This window comes from Flavobacterium sp. ENC, from assembly GCF_020991415.1.
GTDB lineage: Bacteria > Bacteroidota > Bacteroidia > Flavobacteriales > Flavobacteriaceae > Flavobacterium.
Map to the genome: position 1 here is coordinate 1 of NZ_JAJMOY010000008.1, position 19029 is coordinate 19029.

Sequence of the window (19029 nt, forward strand, 5' to 3'; positions counted from 1 at the left end):
TTACTGATAACAGAGTTTTTACAAATTAAACAATTTTTCATTTTGTGGGAAAATTCAGGGTGTCATTGCGCTTTTCCTATTTTAAGCTATTAACAACATACCATTTTAAAGACTTTATATCTTAAAGAGTCTTTTATCCTTCTTTTACACAGATTCAATGCCTGTACTTTGTTTTGGGTTTGCAGCGGTTTTTTATTGCTGGCCTGCTCTGCAGGACTTAAATTCAGTATATCATGGCAGTTCATGCAGATTTATTAATTCACGCAAAGACGCAAAGGCGCTAAGTTTCTTTTCTTACCTATACATGAAGTAAATCAATTTTAAAAACTACTGCCCTGGCCCCGATGGAAGTGGAAACCTTTTGCTTTTAGGTGGTTTGCAGAAAAGACACCTTTAAATTCGGTACTCTCATTGGTTCACGCAAAGACGCAGAGGCGCTAAGTTTCTCTTGTTACCTAATATCTCTTTTGAAAAATACTGCCCTAGCCCCGATGGAAGTGGAAATAGCTCCTAATTAAATTCCAAATCTTTAAATTCCAAAGGCTTTGGCTATGCTTAGGTGGACAGGATAATTACCTTATACCTATCAAAAACAAACCCGACAGGTTTTGGAAAACTGTCGGGTTGTAGATTGAAATCTGAATATTCAATTAATCAAAACGAATGGCTTTGACCGGTGATATCTTAGTGATTATATAAGACGGAATGAGAAGCACTACAAAACAGACTGTAATGGTTAGTAAATTTAACAGGACTACATAAACCCAATTAATATACACTGGCGCCTGATTGACATAGTAATTTTCAGGATTGAGCTGAATAACTCCAAAATACTGTTGCACTAATAATAATGAGATTCCGATTAGGTTACCCCAGAAAAGCCCTCGTATAATGAGATAAAATGCATTATACAGGAATATCTTTCTCACCGCCCAGTTGTTTGCCCCTAACGCTTTTAATATTCCGATCATTTGTGTCCGTTCTAAAATGAGCACTAACAGGGCTACTACCATATTAATTGTTGCGACTATAATCATGATTGCAAGAATGACAATAATATTAAAATCGAAAAGCTGCAGCCAGTCAAAAATATAGCTGTATTTCTCTATCATTGTTTTAGTATCTAAACTGGACGATGTTTGCTCATAGATTTTATCGCCTGTTTCTTTAATTTTATCGAAATCTTTTACAAATACTTCGAAAGCCCCAACCTGATTCGGATTCCATTTATTAATTTTCTGAATGTGGCGTATATCTCCTATTATATACGTTGCATCAAAACTCTGGAAACCGGAATTGAAAATTCCAGTTATTTTGAAACGACGGCTGTTCGGCATCTTACCTTGCTCCTCTTTGATAAAAAAGGTATTGAAATTATCCCCAACTTTAAGACCTAAGCGATCAGCCAGAAATCTGGAGATTATCACTTCTTCGTTGATACCTTTAGCATAATCCGGTAATTTACCCTCTACCAAATACTCTTTTATCTTATTCCAATCGTAATCCAGACCAACTCCTTTGAAAATTATACCCTCGAAAGAACTTTCTGTCCTAATGATTCCGGCCTTACTTGCGATTGCCTGTACGTGGGTAACTTCAGGAACGGATTTGAAATTCGGATAAAAATCCTGTTTTTTAGAAATGGGAATTAATGTTACTTCGGAATTATTGTTATCATAATTCGAAATAACAATCTGACCGTTGAAAGCAGAAACCTTTTCACGAATTTTTTGCTGCAAACCAATACCTGTAGCAACAGACACCAACATCATAATGATACCAATAGCTATAGCCGAAATGGCAATTTTTATAATTGGAGCTGAAATACTGCTTTTAAAATCCCTAGCAGTAATAAGTCGTTTAGCAATAAAATATTCTAGATTCAATTTCAGTTATCGTTTATTAGTGTTTTCCTTTTCGCCTGAGTCAAAAATACATTTAAAAATGCAAACATGAATTGTTCCGGAAAACAATTAAACTATATTTTAACGCAGTGAAGGGTTTATTTACAATGGAAGTCGTTTCTTCATCTCTTCAACTATATTATATGCTGCCGGGCAAATTGCAACATTTTTTAAAGTCAGATCTGAAATCTGATGAAACTTTTTACGATCGGTATGCGGAAATTCCCTGCATGCTTTTGGACGCACATCATAAATCATACAATAATTTTCACTATCTAAAAAAGTACAGGGAACACTTTTCAATACATAATCTTTATCTTCGTCAACCTGAAGGTATTGCTCGATAAACTGCTGTGGTTTTTGTCTGAAAGATTTCGAAATTCTTTCGATATCAGCCAGCGTAAATAATGGACCAGTCGTTTTGCAACAATTGGCACATTCCAGACAGTCCGTTTTCTTAAACTCTTTATCATGCAATTCCTGCATAACATAGTCTAAGTTTTTAGGCTGTTTCTTTTTAAGCTTATCAAAATACTTTTTGTTTTCGATATGCTTATCTTTGGCTAACTTATTTAAGTTATTTAAAATTTGTTTCAAGTTTAAAATTTGAAGTTGATGTGCAAAATTAAACAACTTTAAACTTGAAACCTTAAACTTTGAACTAAATTAAAATGAAAGATCTTTTTGGAAAGGCAATGTTCGACTTTCAAACCAATAATTCGCCTGAAAACATTATTACCGAAACTTCGATTTCTGAGGAAGACGAAATGAGTGTTGATTATTTATTTCGCTCTTATAATGAAATGCCAAAAATAGAACAAAAGGCACTACAACTGGCAAACGGAAAAATTCTGGATGTAGGATGCGGAGCCGGAAGCCACAGTTTGTCTCTACAAAACGACCGTAATCTGAATGTTACTTCTATTGATATTTCTGAAAAAGCGATTGCAACATGTAAACTCAGAGGCGTAAAAAACGCTAGGGTTCAAAACCTGCTCGATCTCGAAGAAGAAAAATTTGATACCATTGTATTATTGATGAATGGTGTTGGTATTTTTGGCAAGATGGAAAACTGCAATAACTATTTGTCAAAATTAAAATCGCTCTTAAATCCAGGCGGGCAGATTCTGCTAGACAGCTCGGACATTATTTATATGTTTGATGAAGATGAAGATGAAGATGGTGGAAAATGGATTCCGTCCAGCGGTGATTATTATGGCGAACTTGTTTTTACTATTTCTTATAAAGGAGAAAAAGAAGAACCTTTCAACTGGCTTTACTTAGATTACAATACGCTTCAAAATGCCGCTGTTGCGAATGGTTTAAAATGTGAACTTATTTTAGAAGGCGAGCATTATGATTATTTAGCCAGACTTTGTATTTAATATTAGATTTTAATTTATGGAAAATTCAGATTTAGAAAAATTAAAGTATCCGATAGGAAAATTCATTGCTCCTTCAGCCTATTCAAAAGAATATCTTTCAGGAAAAATTGAAGAAATTGCACAATTCCCGGAAAAACTAAAACACGAAACAATTTATTTATCAGACGAACAACTTGACACACCCTATCGTCCGGGCGGATGGACGGTAAGACAGGTAATTCATCATTGCGCCGAAAGTCATATGAATTGTTTTATAAGGATAAAATGGGCGTTGACAGAAAACAATCCTGTAATAAAAGCTTACGATGAAGTTTTATGGGCTGCGTTACCTGATAATTTAGAAATGCCGATACAACCTACTTTATCTTTATTGGAAGGATTACACTTTAGATTGGCCTATCTTCTAAAAAGTTTATCTGAAACTGAACTTGACAGAAGCTTTATACATCCTGAAAACAATTCTGAAATAAAAATAAAACAAATGATAGCCACTTATGCCTGGCATGGAAAGCATCATTTGGCTCATATCACCACTTTGAAAAAAAATAAAAACTGGAAATAAACAGAAACCGTTTCATTTTTACACACTGTGTATACACAAATACAAAAGCACTTCAATTGAAGTGCTTTTTTGTTTTATAAGATTACGGAATATTCAAATATTTATGTGTCTGAAGTGAAACCCTCCATTTTGGATTATTCATTACATAATCTACAATTAGTGGGGTCATTTCTTCTTTTTTACTCCATTCCGGCTGAAGGAATAAAATAGCATTGTCATTTACCAGTTCAGCCTGTTCCTCTGCGAATATAAAATCATGTTTATTATAGATAATCACTTTTAACTCATGGGCGTTATCGTATACGGTTTGAGTTGGCAATTTATTCTTTTTAGGAGAAAGACAAATCCAATCCCAGGTTCCGGACAATGGATATGCACCAGAAGTTTCAATATGAACTTTTAAATTTCTGTCTTTCAATTGCTGCGTCAACAAAGTCATGTCCCATGTTAAAGGCTCTCCACCCGTAATTACAACAGTATCTGCGTAGGCCGAAGCATTTTTCACAATTAAATCAACACTTGTTGGCGGGTGCAATTCTGCATTCCAGCTTTCTTTCACATCACACCAATGACAACCCACATCACATCCTCCAATTCTTATAAAGTAAGCAGCAGTTCCTGTATGAAAACCTTCTCCCTGAATCGTATAAAACTCTTCCATCAAAGGCAGCATAGCACCTTTATTCACCTCTAATTGTATTTCTTTAGCTAACATTATTTTATTTTAAAGTGCAAAGATAGTCATTTAAATACGGAACATAAAAAAACCGATAGTTCAAAGCGAACTATCGGTTTTTTATTTACTATAATAAAAGCTTAGATTATTTTAAAGCTTTTACAGATTGCGCAGCGTAAGTGTTTGCAGGATCTAAAGCTAAAGTCTTATTGAAATATTCAACTGCTTTAACTTTATCAGTATTAGCATAACTGGCACCAATGCTATTGTAAGCTTCCACTATTTTCTTAACTGTTGCAGGTTTTGCCAATTCTTCAGCACCTTTTGCAGTTGTTTTAGTTACATACTCTTCGTAATTCTTAATGATTAAATCATCTTTTTCAAGCAAGTTATTGATTCTTCCTTTGTATAAGTACGCTTCATCATAAGTAGGAGAAGCAACCAAAACTCTGTCGAAAGCAGCTTCTGCCTTTCCTAATGCTTCAGCATTGGGAGCAGTACCTGCAGGTTTATTTACATTTGCGTAGTAAAGTGAAATACCATAATAAACATTATCATCTAAATAATTTTTAGATTCACTGTTATTAACAGCAAGTTCAAAAATAGTTGCAGCTTGTGCAAACTGTTTTTTACCAAACAATGCTTTTCCTAAATCGGCAAGCTCTTCAACTACTAAAGGCTCTAATTCAATTGCTTTCTTGATATCAGCTACACCGGCATCAAAAGCTGCCTGATCAACTACACCTTCAGCATTTGTTCCTTTTTTAATTTTAGATAAACCTAAGTATAAATAGTCTCTGCCGATTACTTTATTTGAAGGTACTTTTATAAAATCTTCAATAGATTTAATAGCTACATCAACATTTCCGTTTTCGTAAGCAGCATATCCTAAATATCTGTAAATTCTTGGATTCACTTTATCTTCTGCAATCATTTTATTTGCAACAGTCTCTAAAGTTTTGTAATCTTTCACTAAGATTAAGAAATCTGCATGACGCATTTTAGAATCTAAAGAGTAATCTGTAAGACTCAAATATTTCTCATAGTTAGTAATTGCATTTTGCATATTAACTTTGGCAGTAGACGTTTTATTTCTTCCCCATTTGTAGTATGTTTCAGCTAATTCTCTGTAAACAGGACCATAATTAGGATTTAAAGCAATAACTTCATTGAAGGCTTTGATTGCTTCTTCATACGATTTAGCACCTTTCAATAAAACTCCTAATTGCATTTTTGCTCTTAAAAGTTTTGGATCTGCTGTAAATGCATCACGATACGCTTTATACGCATCATTTTGATTACTTGCTCCATAATAAGCATCTCCGATTGCCAAAAGGGCAGAAGGATTTTGAGGTTCGATCGCTAAAGCTTTTTGCAAGCTTGTGATAGCGCTTTTATAATCAGGATTTACTGAATTCATGTAAGCTCTACCAATGTAAATAAATTCATTTACATCTTTACGTTTAATATCTTTTGTTGCTAAAGCAAAATTAGCCTGAGCTCCTGCTGTATTTTTACTATCAAGATCCAATTGTCCTAATCCAATGTAGTTTAGGTTTTTCTTATCAGATGCTTCTAATCCATTTAGGTAATAGATTTTAGCCGAATCCACAACAGATTGATTTAAATATACATTACCTAGTACAAAATTTGCCTCACCGTCAGATGGTTTTGCTTTAATAATTGATTTCAGCAACGATTTTGCTTTTTGAAATTGTTCAGCATCAATTGCTTTTTTAGCTTCGTTGATGTCTTGCGCTTTTGCAACAGAAGCTGATGCAACTAAGGCAAGACTAAAAATTTTAAATTTATTCATCTTTATAGTAATTAATTTATTCTTTATCTTTTATAATTTCTTTCCTAATACTAAGTTTTCTACCCGGAGTCCTAACAGGCAATAATCCTGATTTTAAGACAATACGTTGTCCAATGTCTCCGGACATAAATGAGGCCAGTCCCATTCCTAAACCTGTATATCCCTGACAATTTATAATAAACAAATCGCGTGCCAAAGGGTATTTTAATTCGGCAAGATCATTTTGAGTAGGGCTATAGTACTTATCACTATTCAATCCCTTAACGCTCAAAACATTTATATTCTTAACGACATTAACCATATTTGGCGATGGTTGTGAAAGCCAGTTTACTCCCACGACTCCAATCATACCGTCATTCTCCGAAACGAATTTAATAACTTCATCATTAGTTTTAAAAGAAAAAACACCTTTTGAAGGCAACTCTTTCACTTTTGCCAATTCCTTCATATAACGTACTGTACTAGAATTTGGATTATCAAATACAAGCCCGTCAAATCTGGGATCAGCTTTACCCTGCATGAAATCGATTACTGTCTTCAACGCAATTAATGTATCATTATTACTTTTGTTTGAAATAAAAGCAATAGCATCTGTTGCGAAAGGAGTAACTCTGGGTTGAATTTTACTTTTCTTAAATCTTGCCAATTCTTCTTTTGTAAGATTTCTGGAAGTAACTACAACTTTAGTTCTTTCATTTAATAAATCATTTATTAATTCTGATTCAGATTTAGGTTTTATTGAAATTTTCGAACCATAGTAAGTTCCCTCAAAAACAGCAACCTGATCTTCAACAATCGGTTTTATTGTCTCATCTACGGTAATATCAATTGACCCTTTTAAAATTGTCTCTTTATCCGTTTCATTTTTACTTTTTTGGTTGCACATGGCAAACAAAAAAACAAAAACAACCAAACCTGCAACTTTGCTATATTTCAACATAATTAGTCTGCATTTGAATTAATTAATCTCAAAAAACGAATCCCCGAATAAACGATCAGTAATATTCCAAAAGCATATCTATACTTCGGTTCCATATCCAATGGAAGTTTCTTCCAGAACATAATCATTAAACCCAGTACAAGATATATTAAAAAAAACAGTATTCCTAAAACAAGAAGAAATCGCTCTTTGAGCGATTTCTTCTGAATATTATTAAGCATATCTTTTAACATTATTCTGCAGATTGAATAGTAATAGGAAGAGAATAAAGTACCCTAACTTTTTTACCATTTTGCTCGCCGGGAGTCCATTTCGGACATTTTTTAAGAACACGAATTGCTTCTGCTCCTGTACCGTAACCGATATCCCTTAAAACTTTAATGTCGGTTAATGAACCGTCTTTTTCAACTACAAAAGTAACATATACTTTACCTTTTAAACCTTCTTCTTCCGGAGTCTTATAATTGTTTCCTACGAATTTGTAGAATTTTTCAATACCTCCGGGGAAATCTGGTTTTACCTCGATACCAGCGGTATTATAAACATTATTATCTTCCTGAATGATTTCAGTAACCGGTCCTTTACCAACTGGCTCATCAACAGTTAAAACTGCGTCCGGATCTCCTTTGATAGTTTCGTTACCTACTTTTTTATCCTTAAGATCCACGATTTTTGGCGGGTCTTCAGTAATTTCATTTGCTTTGGCAACCACTGGTTTCACAAACTTCACCTGATCCACTTTTGGCGGCGGTGGCGGTGGTGGCGGCTGGTTGGGCTTAATTTCCTCTTTTTTAGGAACTATCTTTACAGTCGCAATCTTAATATCGTTATTTACCACTTCTTCTTCAGAATCTGGTAACAAGCTTGCAATAAGAGGAGCTGCTACAGCAAAGCTAAAAATAAGCGAACCAATGATAAGCGCTTTTACAGTCGTCTTACCGTTCGATTTTCTTAACTCATATGCACCATATATCTTATTACGTCCTTCGAATACGATATCAAGCCACTGATTTTTAATTATATCTAATTTCATTTTTCTTGAGTATTAAGGATTAAAACAAGATTACTCTGGTTTCTTATCTATCAATTTCGTCTCTTCTGGAGTAAACTCGGGAACAATCGCATAAGTATCTACTCCTGAAATAGCCATCTCATCCAAAATATCAACCAAATTACGGTAATTTGATTTTTTAGTGGGCTTGATAATAACTATAATTCCGTTTTTAGGTTTTCCTAAACCTGCGGAATAAGCTAAAACTGCTTTCTTTTGAGTCAATAATACTTTACGAATTCCTTCTTTACCATAAGTAGCATCCTTCGGTCCAAGTTTAGGAGTTGCAAGCAAACCCATATAGTAAACCATTTTATTATCTGCACCCAACATAACTGTCATCGTACGGTTCTCATCTACTTTAGTATCCTTTGGATCTTTATCATTAGGATCTTTATCTGGCAGAGACAAATCCATCGATTGAGGTTTTGACAACGATGTGGTTAACATAAAGAATGTGATCAATAAGAATGCCAAATCCACCATTGCCGTTAAATCGACCTTAGAATTCTGCTTTTTACTTCTTACTTTACCACCTTTTCCGCCACCACCGTCGCCGGTATTTAATTCAGCCATTTTAGTGTATCTTTTTTAATTAAAAGTTTTTATCTCTCATACCTGTAACTAAGTTAAAGGAATTGATTTTCTGATCTTGTAAAATATCCATAATCTTTTTGATTTGCGGATATTCTTCTTTAGCATCACCTTTTATTGCAATTTGCAATTCTTTGTTGTCAATATCAATTGCAGCTCTTCTTGAAACCAAAAGCCAGTCTTTTAATTGATTGTTTAAAGAATCCATTGGAATTCCAGGTTGATTGGCCTTAGTCCTATCAGATGCTTTCATGTCGATGATTTGCTTTAAATTTGCTAACGGCACACCAAAGTCATCCATCAAAGCAAATTTAGTTTTATCATCTTCAGAAAAAGTCACACCTAATTTTGCGCCCATTCCTTCAAGAGTTCTTTTACGGATCTCTCTTCCTTTAATGTCAAAGAACACTTTACTTTTTCCATCAGCACCTTTACCTATTGTAATAATAGCTAAATCCGTATCAGGTAATTTAGTTTGTGCAACAGAAGAAGGCATATCTACAGGAAGTGCTTCCGGCACTTTAGCAGTAGCCGTCAAAATAAAGAACGTAAGCAAAAGGAACGCAACATCACACATCGCAGTCATGTCTGTCGATGTTGACTTTTTTTTCATTTTTAATTTAGCCATTCTCTTTTATTTTATTTTGATATAAATTAATTGTAATTATTAATATCAAAAATTAATTATTGTTTCAAACTTCCTCTGAATCTTCTGTAAGTGTTTACGATTGTAGTACCAGCCTCATCGATAGAGTAAGTTAAATCGTCAATTTTAGCAGTAAAGAAGTTGTAAGATACAATTGCAAGGATTGAAGTAGAGATACCTGTTGCAGTGTTGATAAGTGCTTCAGAGATACCTGTTGCAAGAGCAGCCTGGTCTGGAGTTCCAGCAGAAGCTAACGCACCAAACGCTTTAATCATACCAGATACAGTTCCTAATAATCCTCCTAAAGTTCCTAATGATACTAAAGTAGAGATAATAGTCATATTTTTTTCTAACATTGGCATTTCTAATGAAGTTGCCTCTTCGATTTCTTTGTGGATTACTTCTGAAGCTTCTTCACTGTTGAAACCTTCTTTTTTAACATCCTGGTATTTAATTAAAGCAGATTTAATTGCATTTGCAACTGAACCTTGTTGTTTGTCACAAGAAGCGATTGCAGCTTCGATGTTTCCTTCTTTAATACTTCCCTGAACGCTTTTCATGAATTTATCCAAATTAGCTTTTCCAGCCGCTTTTCCGATAACGATAAATCTTTCAATTGAAAACACAACAACCATTAAAAACATACCTAATAATACCGGTACAATGAATCCTCCTTTATATACTTGTCCTAATGTATTGATTGGATGTCCAGTTTCAGGGTTTCCTCCCTCAAAGTTAGAAGCATCTCCCATTATTACTTTCCAAATAAACACCCCAACTAAAATACACGCAACAATAATGATCCCAGTAATCATTCCTCCTCCATTTGAAGTGCTTTCTTTTTTAACTTTAACGTTTGCCATTTTTTTAAATTTTAATAGTTTTAAATAATTTTTATTTTTTAGTTATATTTAACTTGTAGAGGAGCAAATTTATACGTTTAGTTTAAATAAAAAAACTTTTTTTAATTTTATTGAAGGAAATTTAACGTCAATTTAAAAAATATCTCATTAAATTGCCGCCGTTGTTTTTTAGATAAAACAAAAAACGAGGCTATTAATGGGAAAATTACAACGTTTTAGTAAATATTCAAACATTCCTTTGATATCTTCTTAAAAAGTTGCGAAATTATTTTTTGTTTTATTTTCAATTGCGAAAAGCTTTTTCCTACTAAAAAAAACTAGGCCAAATTGTTAAAAAACAAAGCAATACTCTTATAATCATCTAAATTACAAATAAAACATGAATAAAAAAGACAATTTCATTCAGGAGATAAACAATGGATATTCATCAAAAGGGGACAGTATTATTCTGGGAGGCGCCATTCTTGACGGAGAACCACTTGCTGAAGCACATGTCAAAATCCCCTTAAAAACCTTAAACAGACACGGACTTATAGCAGGTGCAACCGGTACCGGAAAAACGAAAACGATACAGGTTTTTTCAGAACAATTATCGAATGCCGGAATCCCTGTATTGATGATGGACATAAAAGGTGATTTTAGCGGAATTGCAAAAGAAGGAAAAGAAGAAGATTTTATTACAGAGCGACACAGCAAAATAAACATACCTTATAATGTATCCGCATTTCCGGTTGAACTGATGTCTTTATCCAGACAAAACGGAGTTCGTTTACGCGCCACTGTTTCTGAATTTGGACCCGTTTTATTTTCCCGTATTTTAGACCTGAATGACACGCAGGCCGGCGTGGTATCGGTGATCTTCAAATATTGTGATGACAACCAAATGCCTTTGCTGGACCTGAAAGATATCAAGAAAGTTATCAATTATATTACGGAGGAAGGAAAAGATGAAATTACCGCTTCTTACGGCAAAATTTCGACGGCTACAACCGGAACTATTTTGAGAAAAATAATCGAATTGGAGCAGCAAGGCGGAGATTTATTTTTTGGAGAATTATCGTTCGAAATTGATGATTTGATGCGTATTGATGAGAATGGAAAAGGCTACGTAAACATCATTCGTTTAACGGATATTCAGGATAAACCAAAGTTATTCTCTACTTTTATGCTGAGCTTATTAGCTGAAATTTACCAGCAAATGCCTGAAAAAGGAGATGCCGATCAACCGGAACTGGTTATTTTTATTGATGAAGCCCATTTAATTTTCAATGAAGCGAGCAAAGCACTTTTGGAGCAAATTGAAACCATTGTAAAACTGATTCGCTCTAAAGGAGTTGGTGTTTATTTCGTTACCCAAAATCCAATGGATGTTCCGAGTGGTGTTCTGGCGCAGTTAGGATTAAAAATCCAGCATGCCTTAAGGGCTTTTACAGCAAATGACAGGCAGGCTATTAAAAAAACAGCAGACAACTACCCTACTTCTGTTTATTACAAAACAGATGAATTACTGACCAATTTAGGAATTGGGGAAGCGCTTGTCACGGCACTGAATGAAAAAGGAATTCCCACACCGCTTGTTGCCACTATGATGCGTGCCCCAACGAGCCGAATGGATGTTTTGACTGCCGACGAAATTGCCGATATCAATAGTAAATCAAAACTGGTCAAAAAATACAGTGAAGAAATTGACCGTGAGAGCGCTTACGAAATCTTAATTAAAAAAATAGAAACTGCCAGTCAGGCTGCTGCTGAGCAGCAAGAACAAGCTCCGGCAAGTTCCTCAAAATCGGAACCAAGTACGGCTAGCGTTGTTACTAAATCTGTTTTAAAAGTGGTTACCAGTGCTACTTTTATCAGGGGTGTTTTTGGAGTTTTATCCAAATTTCTGAAAAAGTAATAAAACAACAAACCCGACAGGTTTTAAAAACCTGTCGGGTTTAGTTAAGAATTTTATTTTTCTAACAACTCCAGAATCTTATTATCGATTTCAGGAGTGTTCCAGATGTTTTCAATATTGTCGAGTTTTAAAATTTCTTCCATAATCCCATTCTGAAAATCACCAATAGCCAAAGCTTCCGCATAAGGACGGTCACTGAAGGTTACGCGACTGTATAGCGGAATCCATTTATCCGGATGTCTGTCTGAAAATGCTTTTTCGATTTTCTTTTGCAGCAGAAATTTTTCATCTGCCGTTTTCGTGCTCATTTCCATAAAGTTACGATACGAAAGTTCCGCAATTGCATCGGCGTTTGGTTTACGTGAAATCTGATATTCGGAGAACACTTTTTTCCAGTCATCGCCGTACTTTTCGATCATTTCATTTAAAACCGTAATATCTTCAAAACCAGCGTTCATTCCCTGTCCGTAAAACGGAACAATAGCGTGACAGGCATCTCCGATAAGGGCAATTTTATCTTCATAGGTCCACGGGAAACATTTCATGGTAACGAGCGTACTCGTTGGATTTTTAAAGAAATCTTCTGCCAGCTCGGGAATCACTTCTATCGAATCCGGGAAGTTTTTCTCGAAGAAATCTTCTACCATTTTACGGTCTGTTAAGGAGGCAAATGAATTTTCACCCTCAAAAGGCATAAACAGCGTACAGGTAAAACTGCCATCTAAATTTGGAAGCGCGATCAGCATGTATTCGCCGCGCGGCCAGATATGAAAAGAGTTTTTATCTAATTTATGTGAAGCATCCGAATTGGCGGGAATATTTAATTCTTTATACCCCATATTCAAAAATTCCTGCGAATAGTTGAACATGCTCTGGCGTTGCATTCTGTGCCTGATTCTGGAGAAAGCGCCATCGGCACCAAAAACCATATCAAACTTTTTCTCTTCCCACTCCCCTCTTTCGGTTTCGCCAATATGCAGTGTTGCATCACTCAGTGTAACATCCCAGATTTTCTGCTCGAAGAAAAACTCTGCTCCCGCTTGTTCTGCCAGGTCAATCATCTTCCGGTTCAGGGTTCCTCTTGAGATCGAATAAATCGACTCACCTTCCTGACCGTAATTCTGAAAGTTTAATTTATCGACCAGATGTATGGCACGTTTGTCCATTGGAATTGCGATTTCGCGAACCGAATCCCCAACACCAACGCCATCCAGCGCTTTCCAGCCTCGGTTGGACATTGCCAGATTGATGGAACGTCCTGAAAAGTTTATTTGACGAATATCAGGACTACGATCATAAACATGAACGGTGTGACCTGCTTTTTTAAGATAAATTGCCAAAAGTGATCCTACCAATCCAGAACCGACAACAGCAATTTTAAGTGGAGTTTGCATCAAGAATAATCTAAATAATAAGATCGTAAAAATAAGTAATAATTCTACAAGAGCTTAAAAATAAAGGAAATATTTATGATTTATATGGGCATGACCCGCCGAAAAAAGCGGGTCGGGCTATCCACTATATCTTTTGTGGCTAACAATAGCAACGGGCATTGCCACAAAAGGATGCCGTTATTATCCCTCATGCAACTCTGTTTTTCATAACAAATTCGAAGTGAATTGGATTTATTTAAAGTTTCAAAAAAGTTATTTTAGCGGAAGAAATAATCTCGCAAAGACGCAAAGGCGCAAAGCTTTATATTATCTACAGATTAAAAAAATCTGCCCAATCTGCAAAATCTGCGTGAGACAAAAAAGCTTTTCGTCTTTACCAAGAAATTCCAACCAAACAAAATTTATGAGACCAGAACTATTACAAACAAATATTATTTTAGAAAACGAGAAAGTCCTGCTGCTTCCTTTTGAAAACGAAAGAAACACCGAACTCCAAACTATCATTTTTGATGATGAAATATGGAAATACATGGGCATGTATGTCCGCGATGCTGCTGATTTCGAAAATTATATTACCAATACCTTAAAGCAAAAAGCAGCCGGAATCTGTTATCCGTTTTTGATTATAGACAAAGCGACCAACAAAGTAGCCGGAAGTACCCGTTACGGATATCTAAACCAGGCAAGCGAAAAATGCGAAATTGGCTGGACCTGGTACGGTGCGGCATTTCAGGGAACGGGCTTAAACAAAGCCTGCAAATATGAATTATTGAATTTTGGTTTCGAAAACATTCAATTCAGAAGAATACAATTTAGTGCCGATCTTGAAAATGAAAGATCCCAAAGCGCAATTGAGAAACTCGGCGCCTTAAAAGAAGGGATATTCAGAAATAATTATGTCGATTCTGAAGGGAAAAGCAAAGATGATGTTTATTATAGTATTATTTTGGAGGAATGGGAAAATACTAAACAAGATTATTTTGGTGAATTTATTTAAACCTGAATTTTATATGTCTTAAATTGTAACAAAATTAAACCGAATTAGTCTTTTAACTCATTATCATCCTGTTTTCAAAAATCATCAATCAATCTAATCATGAAAAAATCAATCCTGTTCTTAATCTGTTTCCTGACAATCGGAACCCTAATTGCGCAAACCAAACTTACCACACCTTATGGCGATAATAAGGAAGCCGGAAATTATAAGGAAATCAATGGCATCAAAATGTATTATGAAGTGTACGGAAGCGGAAAACCTTTGGTATTACTTCACGGAAATGGCGGATCGATAAAAGGCCACAGTTACCGAATAGAATACTTCAAACAATTTTTTAAAGTAATTGCCATCGACAGCAGAGGGCACGGAAAATCGGTTGATCCTTCCAACAAACAACTGAATTATGTTGATATGACACGTGATGTGAGTACTTTATTAGATTCCCTGAAAATTGACAGTGCCTACGTTTGGGGGCAAAGCGATGGCGGTATCTTAGGACTTTTACTGGCTATAAATCATCCTGAAAAAGTGAGTAAACTGGCGACTTTTGGAGCCAACTTATTTCCGGGCAAAAAGGCGGTTTATGATGAAATAGATACTATGGTAAAGGAAACATTAAAAACAACCAAAGATCCGCATACCGTAAATCTTTATAATTTACTAGAGTATCAGCCAAATATCACCGACAAGGATCTACACAAAATCAAATGTCCGGTTTTAATTATGTCCGGCGACAGGGATGCGATACGACTGGAACATTCGATTAAGATTTTCGATAATATCCCGAACTCAAACTTTTTTGTAATGCCGGGCGCAACGCATTTTGGTTCTTATGAAAAACCGGATCTTTTTAATATGGTACTCTTAAGTTTCTTTAATGATCCTTTTAAGAAAACCTCAACAGTTGAATTGTTTACAGCTAAAAAATAAGTTTTTTCGATGTTCATTTTCATGAAAAATTCAAGATTTAATGAATTTATTTAGAGACTCAAAAGAGCTGTTTTTCTCTGTCGATATAATCTCGCAAAGGCGCAAAGACGTAAAGTTTTTATATCAATCTACTGATTAAAAAAAATCTGTTCAATCTGCAAAATCTGCGCGAAGCAAAAAAACTAAGCCTTTCCGATGAAATGCCAACCAAACAAAACTTATGAGAACAGAACTATTACAAACAACTATTATTTTAGAAAATAAGAAAGTCCTAATTAGTTTCTTTTAAAAAATCTCTGCACCTTTGTACCTTTGACACTCTGAACCTCAAAAAAATGACCCTATACTCAGAACATTATGTGAGTGAAAAGTGCGAAAGATTCGTCAATAAAATCTGGTGTCTGGATAATAGCACAGGTCAGACATTAATCGAAAATAAGCTGGTTTTACCCAATGGCTGTTTTAATCTGGCGATTGTTACCGGAAATTTCATAGAAGTTCATACCAGTAAAAAGAAGTACGAAATGAGCGAAGGATTTTATTTCTGCTCGCAAATGACGAATAAGGTTTTAGTCAATATACAGCCTGAAACTAAAGTTACGATTATTCAATTGCACGCCTGGACACTTTCGATGTTTCCGAATTATGATTTAAGTAATTTTTCTGATTCGATCCTTACGCTAAATCAGACCGATCTTCCTTTCGATATTAAAATCGAATATGATTTCAGGAACTCCATCTCAGAATTATTACAGGCCGTAAACTCTTATTTTGAGGAGTTGGCCTCTTTACATCCCGCCAAAAACCTTATCGAAAAAATCTGCGAAATCATCAAACTTCACGAGGAAGAAATTACGGTTTCGGAAATTGGAAAAATCTTAGCGCTCTCTCAGCGGTTATTGCAGATTAAGTTTAAAACGGCAACGGGACTTACCATCAAAAAATACATTCAGATTCTGAAATTCAGGAAATCGGTAGATCAGATGCTCACGATGAGCCAGGAAAAACTAAGCCTGACCGATGTAGCGCTTTACAACAAATACTTTGACCAGTCGCATTTTATAAAGAAGTTTAAAGATGTGACGAAAACAACTCCCAAAATGTTCAATTCAAGTTTGTATTTTCTTTCCCAAAAAAGATAATATTCGCATTTGTACAATTTTGTAAACTTTGATAGTGGTATTTTTGTAAATCATCAATCAATCACAAAATGAAAATCAACAAATCAACTTTCCTGTTAAAAGCAATTTTAACGGGAATACTACTTTTCCAATTCCATATTGGATTTTCGCAGGAAGAAAAAAACACTGAATTGTACAAAACAATTATGTCCAGGGACAGCCTGCTCTTTAACATTGGCTTCAATACTTGCGACATTTCACAATTTGAAAACCTTTTGAGTGACAACTTTGAGTTTTATCACGATAAAGACAGTATTTCCGACAAGGCTTTGTTCCTGAAAAATCTCAGAAAGGGTTTATGCGGCTCCGCCGGAACTTATCAATCCAGAAGATATTTGGTACCCAACAGTACAGAAGTTTATCCACTGTACAAAAAAGGCGTTTTGTATGGTGCTTTACAAAACGGAATTCATCAGTTTTATGAAAAATCAGCAGCGAAAAATGAATCCCTTGCCAATGCAAAAGAAAATTTTGGCAGTACTTCCCGATTTACGCACGTTTGGTTATTGGAAAACGGTGTCTGGAAACTGAAACGTTCTTTTAGTTACGATCATCAGAGCGAAAATACGGCAGGAACTAAAGCAAGCATTTTTGACAATGATCCCGAAATTGAAAAATGGCTGAAACAAAATAATATTCCAACGCTTGGAATTGGCGTTATCAACAACGGAAAACTGCAGGAAATAAAAGTATACGGTGAACTCAAAAAAGGAGTTACAGCACCCTACAACACCATTTGGAATGTCGCTTCGTTAACCAAGCCCATAACCGCAATAGTGGCTTTAAAACTGGTCAGTTCAGGAAAATGGGATTTAGACGAACCTGTGTACAAATACTGGACAGATCCGGATATTGCCCATGATCCGAACAACAAATTACTCACGACACGTATTATTTTAAGCCACCAGACTGGTTTTCCGAACTGGAGATTTATGAACGAATCGGGTAAGCTGGATTTTAAATTCAAACCCGGAACTAAATATCAATATTCAGGAGAAGGTTTGGAATATTTGAGAAAAGCGCTCGAAAGTAAATTTCATAAGACATTAAATCAGTTGGCTTCCGAACTGATATTCGATCCTCTAAAAATGACCGATACCCAATATTTCTGGGACAAAAAAACCGATGAATCAAGGTTTGCAACCGGATACGACAATAAGGGAAATGCCTATGAAACCCATAAAAACACAACGGCAAATGCTGCCGACGATTTACTGACTACGATAGGAGATTACGGAACCTTTTTATGCAGTGTCCTGAACGGTGACGGTTTAACCAAAAAAGTTTTTGACGAGATGACTTCCAATCAGGTGGAGTCGGAAAAAGGCAAACATTTCGGCTTGGGTTTTGAAAAATATGATCTCGGAAACGGGGAGTATGCGTTATCGCACGGCGGTTCTGACCAAGGCGTTCAGACTCTTTTTTTCCTATTGCCGAAAACCAAACAAGGCCTGCTTATTTTCACGAATGTGGATGATGGTTACAAAGTGTACGAGAAGTTACTTTTACACTACCTAGGTAAAAACGGAAAAAGACTGATTGATATTGAAACCAAATAATTGAAGTCTTAAAAATTTAAATATGCTACCGATGATAAACATACTAGTTCTCTTTATGCTATTTTTAAGCAGAGAAGCATTAGCCCAGACAAAGAGTGAAGATCTAAAAACAGATCAGCTGAAAACTGAAATTATCAAAATGGACAGCCTGCTTTTTGATGTGGCATTCAATCAGTGCGATGCTGCTCTTTTTAAAAAAATAATAGGTGATGATGTCGAATTTTATGATGACCGATACGGATTTAACATCCCTTATGGCAACGAAATAAAAGCGTTGTCCGAAAATTACACCAGGGCGGAAAACATAAAACGAAAATTAGACTTCTGCACCATCGATAAATTAGGAGATTTTGGCGCTGTACAAGTTGGCGAACATACTTTTTTTACGAATGATATTCCCGAAGGAACCGGAAAATTTATTCATATCTGGGAACGAAAGGGAAAAGAATGGAAATTGAAACGAATCGTTACTTACGGACACAAACCTTTCGAAAAAAACGCTTAGTAAGACTCTTATTCTTATTCCTTTAAAATTAAATAAGAAAAAAAGGACCAACATTGAAACTAAATAAAAAATTAGTCGTCTAACAGATTAGCATACAAGAATATATTTTTTTATTATCTTTAAAACTAA

At 35.3% G+C, this 19029-nt stretch carries 19 protein-coding genes; 8 read left to right on the forward strand and 11 right to left on the reverse strand.

What is annotated here, in order from left to right; translation table 11 throughout:
* Positions 1 to 650: 650 nt before the first annotated feature.
* Both LPB89_RS17990 and LPB89_RS17995 read right to left on the reverse strand, forming a co-directional pair.
* On the reverse strand, positions 651 to 1886 hold the full coding sequence (locus tag LPB89_RS17990) for an ABC transporter permease (protein ID WP_230703073.1): 1236 nt from the start codon (positions 1884 to 1886) through the stop codon (positions 651 to 653).
* Positions 1887 to 2006: 120 nt separating this feature from the next.
* On the reverse strand, positions 2007 to 2501 hold the full coding sequence (locus LPB89_RS17995; protein WP_230703074.1) for a YkgJ family cysteine cluster protein: 495 nt from the start codon (positions 2499 to 2501) through the stop codon (positions 2007 to 2009).
* Between the two features lie 74 nt (positions 2502 to 2575).
* On the opposite strand from LPB89_RS17995, the gene LPB89_RS18000 reads away from it, so the two are divergent.
* Both LPB89_RS18000 and LPB89_RS18005 read left to right on the forward strand, forming a co-directional pair.
* Complete coding sequence (locus tag LPB89_RS18000; protein WP_230703075.1) at positions 2576 to 3289, forward strand: bifunctional 2-polyprenyl-6-hydroxyphenol methylase/3-demethylubiquinol 3-O-methyltransferase UbiG; 714 nt, start codon at positions 2576 to 2578, stop codon at positions 3287 to 3289.
* 16 nt (positions 3290 to 3305) lie between these two features.
* A complete protein-coding gene (locus LPB89_RS18005) occupies positions 3306 to 3851 on the forward strand; it encodes a YfiT family bacillithiol transferase (protein ID WP_230703076.1) in 546 nt (181 codons plus the stop codon).
* A gap of 82 nt (positions 3852 to 3933) precedes the next feature.
* Here the strand turns inward: LPB89_RS18005 and LPB89_RS18010 are convergent, their stop codons facing one another.
* From LPB89_RS18010 to LPB89_RS18045, 8 genes are all read right to left on the reverse strand, one after another.
* Positions 3934 to 4566: a 7-carboxy-7-deazaguanine synthase QueE gene (locus LPB89_RS18010; RefSeq protein ID WP_127340431.1), complete on the reverse strand. Its 633-nt coding sequence runs from the start codon at positions 4564 to 4566 to the stop codon at positions 3934 to 3936.
* Between the two features lie 106 nt (positions 4567 to 4672).
* Positions 4673 to 6343: a tetratricopeptide repeat protein gene (locus tag LPB89_RS18015; RefSeq protein WP_230703077.1), complete on the reverse strand. Its 1671-nt coding sequence runs from the start codon at positions 6341 to 6343 to the stop codon at positions 4673 to 4675.
* A gap of 16 nt (positions 6344 to 6359) precedes the next feature.
* Positions 6360 to 7283 carry a PstS family phosphate ABC transporter substrate-binding protein gene (locus LPB89_RS18020; RefSeq protein WP_230703078.1) on the reverse strand — a complete coding sequence of 308 codons (924 nt, stop codon included), beginning with the start codon at positions 7281 to 7283 and terminating at the stop codon, positions 6360 to 6362.
* A 2-nt stretch (positions 7284 to 7285) separates the two neighbouring features.
* Entirely contained in the window at positions 7286 to 7516 is a 231-nt protein-coding gene (locus tag LPB89_RS18025; protein ID WP_230703079.1) for a hypothetical protein, read from the reverse strand.
* Positions 7516 to 8316 (reverse strand): energy transducer TonB, encoded by an 801-nt coding sequence (locus LPB89_RS18030; protein WP_230703080.1) that lies wholly within the window; start codon positions 8314 to 8316, stop codon positions 7516 to 7518. The genes LPB89_RS18025 and LPB89_RS18030 overlap by 1 nt, the downstream gene beginning before the upstream one ends.
* A 30-nt stretch (positions 8317 to 8346) precedes the next feature.
* Positions 8347 to 8910 (reverse strand): biopolymer transporter ExbD, encoded by a 564-nt coding sequence (locus tag LPB89_RS18035; protein WP_230703081.1) that lies wholly within the window; start codon positions 8908 to 8910, stop codon positions 8347 to 8349.
* 19 nt (positions 8911 to 8929) lie between these two features.
* The gene (locus tag LPB89_RS18040) at positions 8930 to 9556 is read right to left on the reverse strand and encodes a biopolymer transporter ExbD (protein ID WP_230703082.1); all 627 of its coding nucleotides are present in this window, start codon (positions 9554 to 9556) and stop codon (positions 8930 to 8932) included.
* Between the two features lie 56 nt (positions 9557 to 9612).
* Positions 9613 to 10437, reverse strand: coding sequence for a MotA/TolQ/ExbB proton channel family protein (locus LPB89_RS18045; protein ID WP_154341446.1), 825 nt, complete (start codon positions 10435 to 10437; stop codon positions 9613 to 9615).
* A 379-nt stretch (positions 10438 to 10816) separates the two neighbouring features.
* Here LPB89_RS18045 and LPB89_RS18050 point away from each other — a divergent pair, with 379 nt between their 5' ends.
* Positions 10817 to 12334 (forward strand): helicase HerA-like domain-containing protein, encoded by a 1518-nt coding sequence (locus tag LPB89_RS18050; RefSeq protein WP_230703083.1) that lies wholly within the window; start codon positions 10817 to 10819, stop codon positions 12332 to 12334.
* A gap of 53 nt (positions 12335 to 12387) precedes the next feature.
* Here LPB89_RS18050 and LPB89_RS18055 read toward each other — a convergent pair whose 3' ends face one another.
* Positions 12388 to 13728: an NAD(P)/FAD-dependent oxidoreductase gene (locus LPB89_RS18055; RefSeq protein ID WP_230703084.1), complete on the reverse strand. Its 1341-nt coding sequence runs from the start codon at positions 13726 to 13728 to the stop codon at positions 12388 to 12390.
* A 403-nt stretch (positions 13729 to 14131) separates the two neighbouring features.
* Here LPB89_RS18055 and LPB89_RS18060 point away from each other — a divergent pair, with 403 nt between their 5' ends.
* The 5 genes from LPB89_RS18060 (at position 14132) to LPB89_RS18080 (ending at position 18900) form a co-directional block, all read left to right on the forward strand.
* A complete protein-coding gene (locus LPB89_RS18060) occupies positions 14132 to 14725 on the forward strand; it encodes a GNAT family N-acetyltransferase (protein WP_230703085.1) in 594 nt (197 codons plus the stop codon).
* Between the two features lie 99 nt (positions 14726 to 14824).
* Positions 14825 to 15655 carry an alpha/beta fold hydrolase gene (locus LPB89_RS18065; RefSeq protein ID WP_230703086.1) on the forward strand — a complete coding sequence of 277 codons (831 nt, stop codon included), beginning with the start codon at positions 14825 to 14827 and terminating at the stop codon, positions 15653 to 15655.
* A gap of 335 nt (positions 15656 to 15990) precedes the next feature.
* Positions 15991 to 16797, forward strand: a complete 807-nt coding sequence (locus LPB89_RS18070) for an AraC family transcriptional regulator (RefSeq protein WP_230703087.1) — start codon at positions 15991 to 15993, stop codon at positions 16795 to 16797.
* Positions 16798 to 16865: 68 nt separating this feature from the next.
* The gene (locus tag LPB89_RS18075) at positions 16866 to 18395 is read left to right on the forward strand and encodes a beta-lactamase family protein (RefSeq protein WP_230703088.1); all 1530 of its coding nucleotides are present in this window, start codon (positions 16866 to 16868) and stop codon (positions 18393 to 18395) included.
* A 31-nt stretch (positions 18396 to 18426) separates the two neighbouring features.
* Positions 18427 to 18900 carry a DUF4440 domain-containing protein gene (locus LPB89_RS18080; protein ID WP_230703089.1) on the forward strand — a complete coding sequence of 158 codons (474 nt, stop codon included), beginning with the start codon at positions 18427 to 18429 and terminating at the stop codon, positions 18898 to 18900.
* The last annotated feature ends 129 nt before the right edge of the window (positions 18901 to 19029 follow it).

Excerpts from the sequence above, each read along its gene's own strand:
- LPB89_RS18000 (WP_230703075.1), top strand. The coding sequence starts at position 2,576 with ATGAAAGATCTTTTTGGAAAGGCAATGTTCGACTTTCAAACCAATAAT.
- LPB89_RS18005 (WP_230703076.1), top strand. The coding sequence starts at position 3,306 with ATGGAAAATTCAGATTTAGAAAAATTAAAGTATCCGATAGGAAAATTC.
- LPB89_RS18010 (WP_127340431.1), bottom strand. The coding sequence starts at position 4,566 with ATGTTAGCTAAAGAAATACAATTAGAGGTGAATAAAGGTGCTATGCTG.
- LPB89_RS18015 (WP_230703077.1), bottom strand. The coding sequence starts at position 6,343 with ATGAATAAATTTAAAATTTTTAGTCTTGCCTTAGTTGCATCAGCTTCT.
- LPB89_RS18020 (WP_230703078.1), bottom strand. The coding sequence starts at position 7,283 with ATGTTGAAATATAGCAAAGTTGCAGGTTTGGTTGTTTTTGTTTTTTTG.
- LPB89_RS18025 (WP_230703079.1), bottom strand. The coding sequence starts at position 7,516 with ATGTTAAAAGATATGCTTAATAATATTCAGAAGAAATCGCTCAAAGAG.
- LPB89_RS18030 (WP_230703080.1), bottom strand. The coding sequence starts at position 8,316 with ATGAAATTAGATATAATTAAAAATCAGTGGCTTGATATCGTATTCGAA.
- LPB89_RS18035 (WP_230703081.1), bottom strand. The coding sequence starts at position 8,910 with ATGGCTGAATTAAATACCGGCGACGGTGGTGGCGGAAAAGGTGGTAAA.
- LPB89_RS18040 (WP_230703082.1), bottom strand. The coding sequence starts at position 9,556 with ATGGCTAAATTAAAAATGAAAAAAAAGTCAACATCGACAGACATGACT.
- LPB89_RS18045 (WP_154341446.1), bottom strand. The coding sequence starts at position 10,437 with ATGGCAAACGTTAAAGTTAAAAAAGAAAGCACTTCAAATGGAGGAGGA.
- LPB89_RS18050 (WP_230703083.1), top strand. The coding sequence starts at position 10,817 with ATGAATAAAAAAGACAATTTCATTCAGGAGATAAACAATGGATATTCA.
- LPB89_RS18055 (WP_230703084.1), bottom strand. The coding sequence starts at position 13,728 with ATGCAAACTCCACTTAAAATTGCTGTTGTCGGTTCTGGATTGGTAGGA.
- LPB89_RS18060 (WP_230703085.1), top strand. The coding sequence starts at position 14,132 with ATGAGACCAGAACTATTACAAACAAATATTATTTTAGAAAACGAGAAA.
- LPB89_RS18065 (WP_230703086.1), top strand. The coding sequence starts at position 14,825 with ATGAAAAAATCAATCCTGTTCTTAATCTGTTTCCTGACAATCGGAACC.
- LPB89_RS18070 (WP_230703087.1), top strand. The coding sequence starts at position 15,991 with ATGACCCTATACTCAGAACATTATGTGAGTGAAAAGTGCGAAAGATTC.
- LPB89_RS18075 (WP_230703088.1), top strand. The coding sequence starts at position 16,866 with ATGAAAATCAACAAATCAACTTTCCTGTTAAAAGCAATTTTAACGGGA.
- LPB89_RS18080 (WP_230703089.1), top strand. The coding sequence starts at position 18,427 with ATGATAAACATACTAGTTCTCTTTATGCTATTTTTAAGCAGAGAAGCA.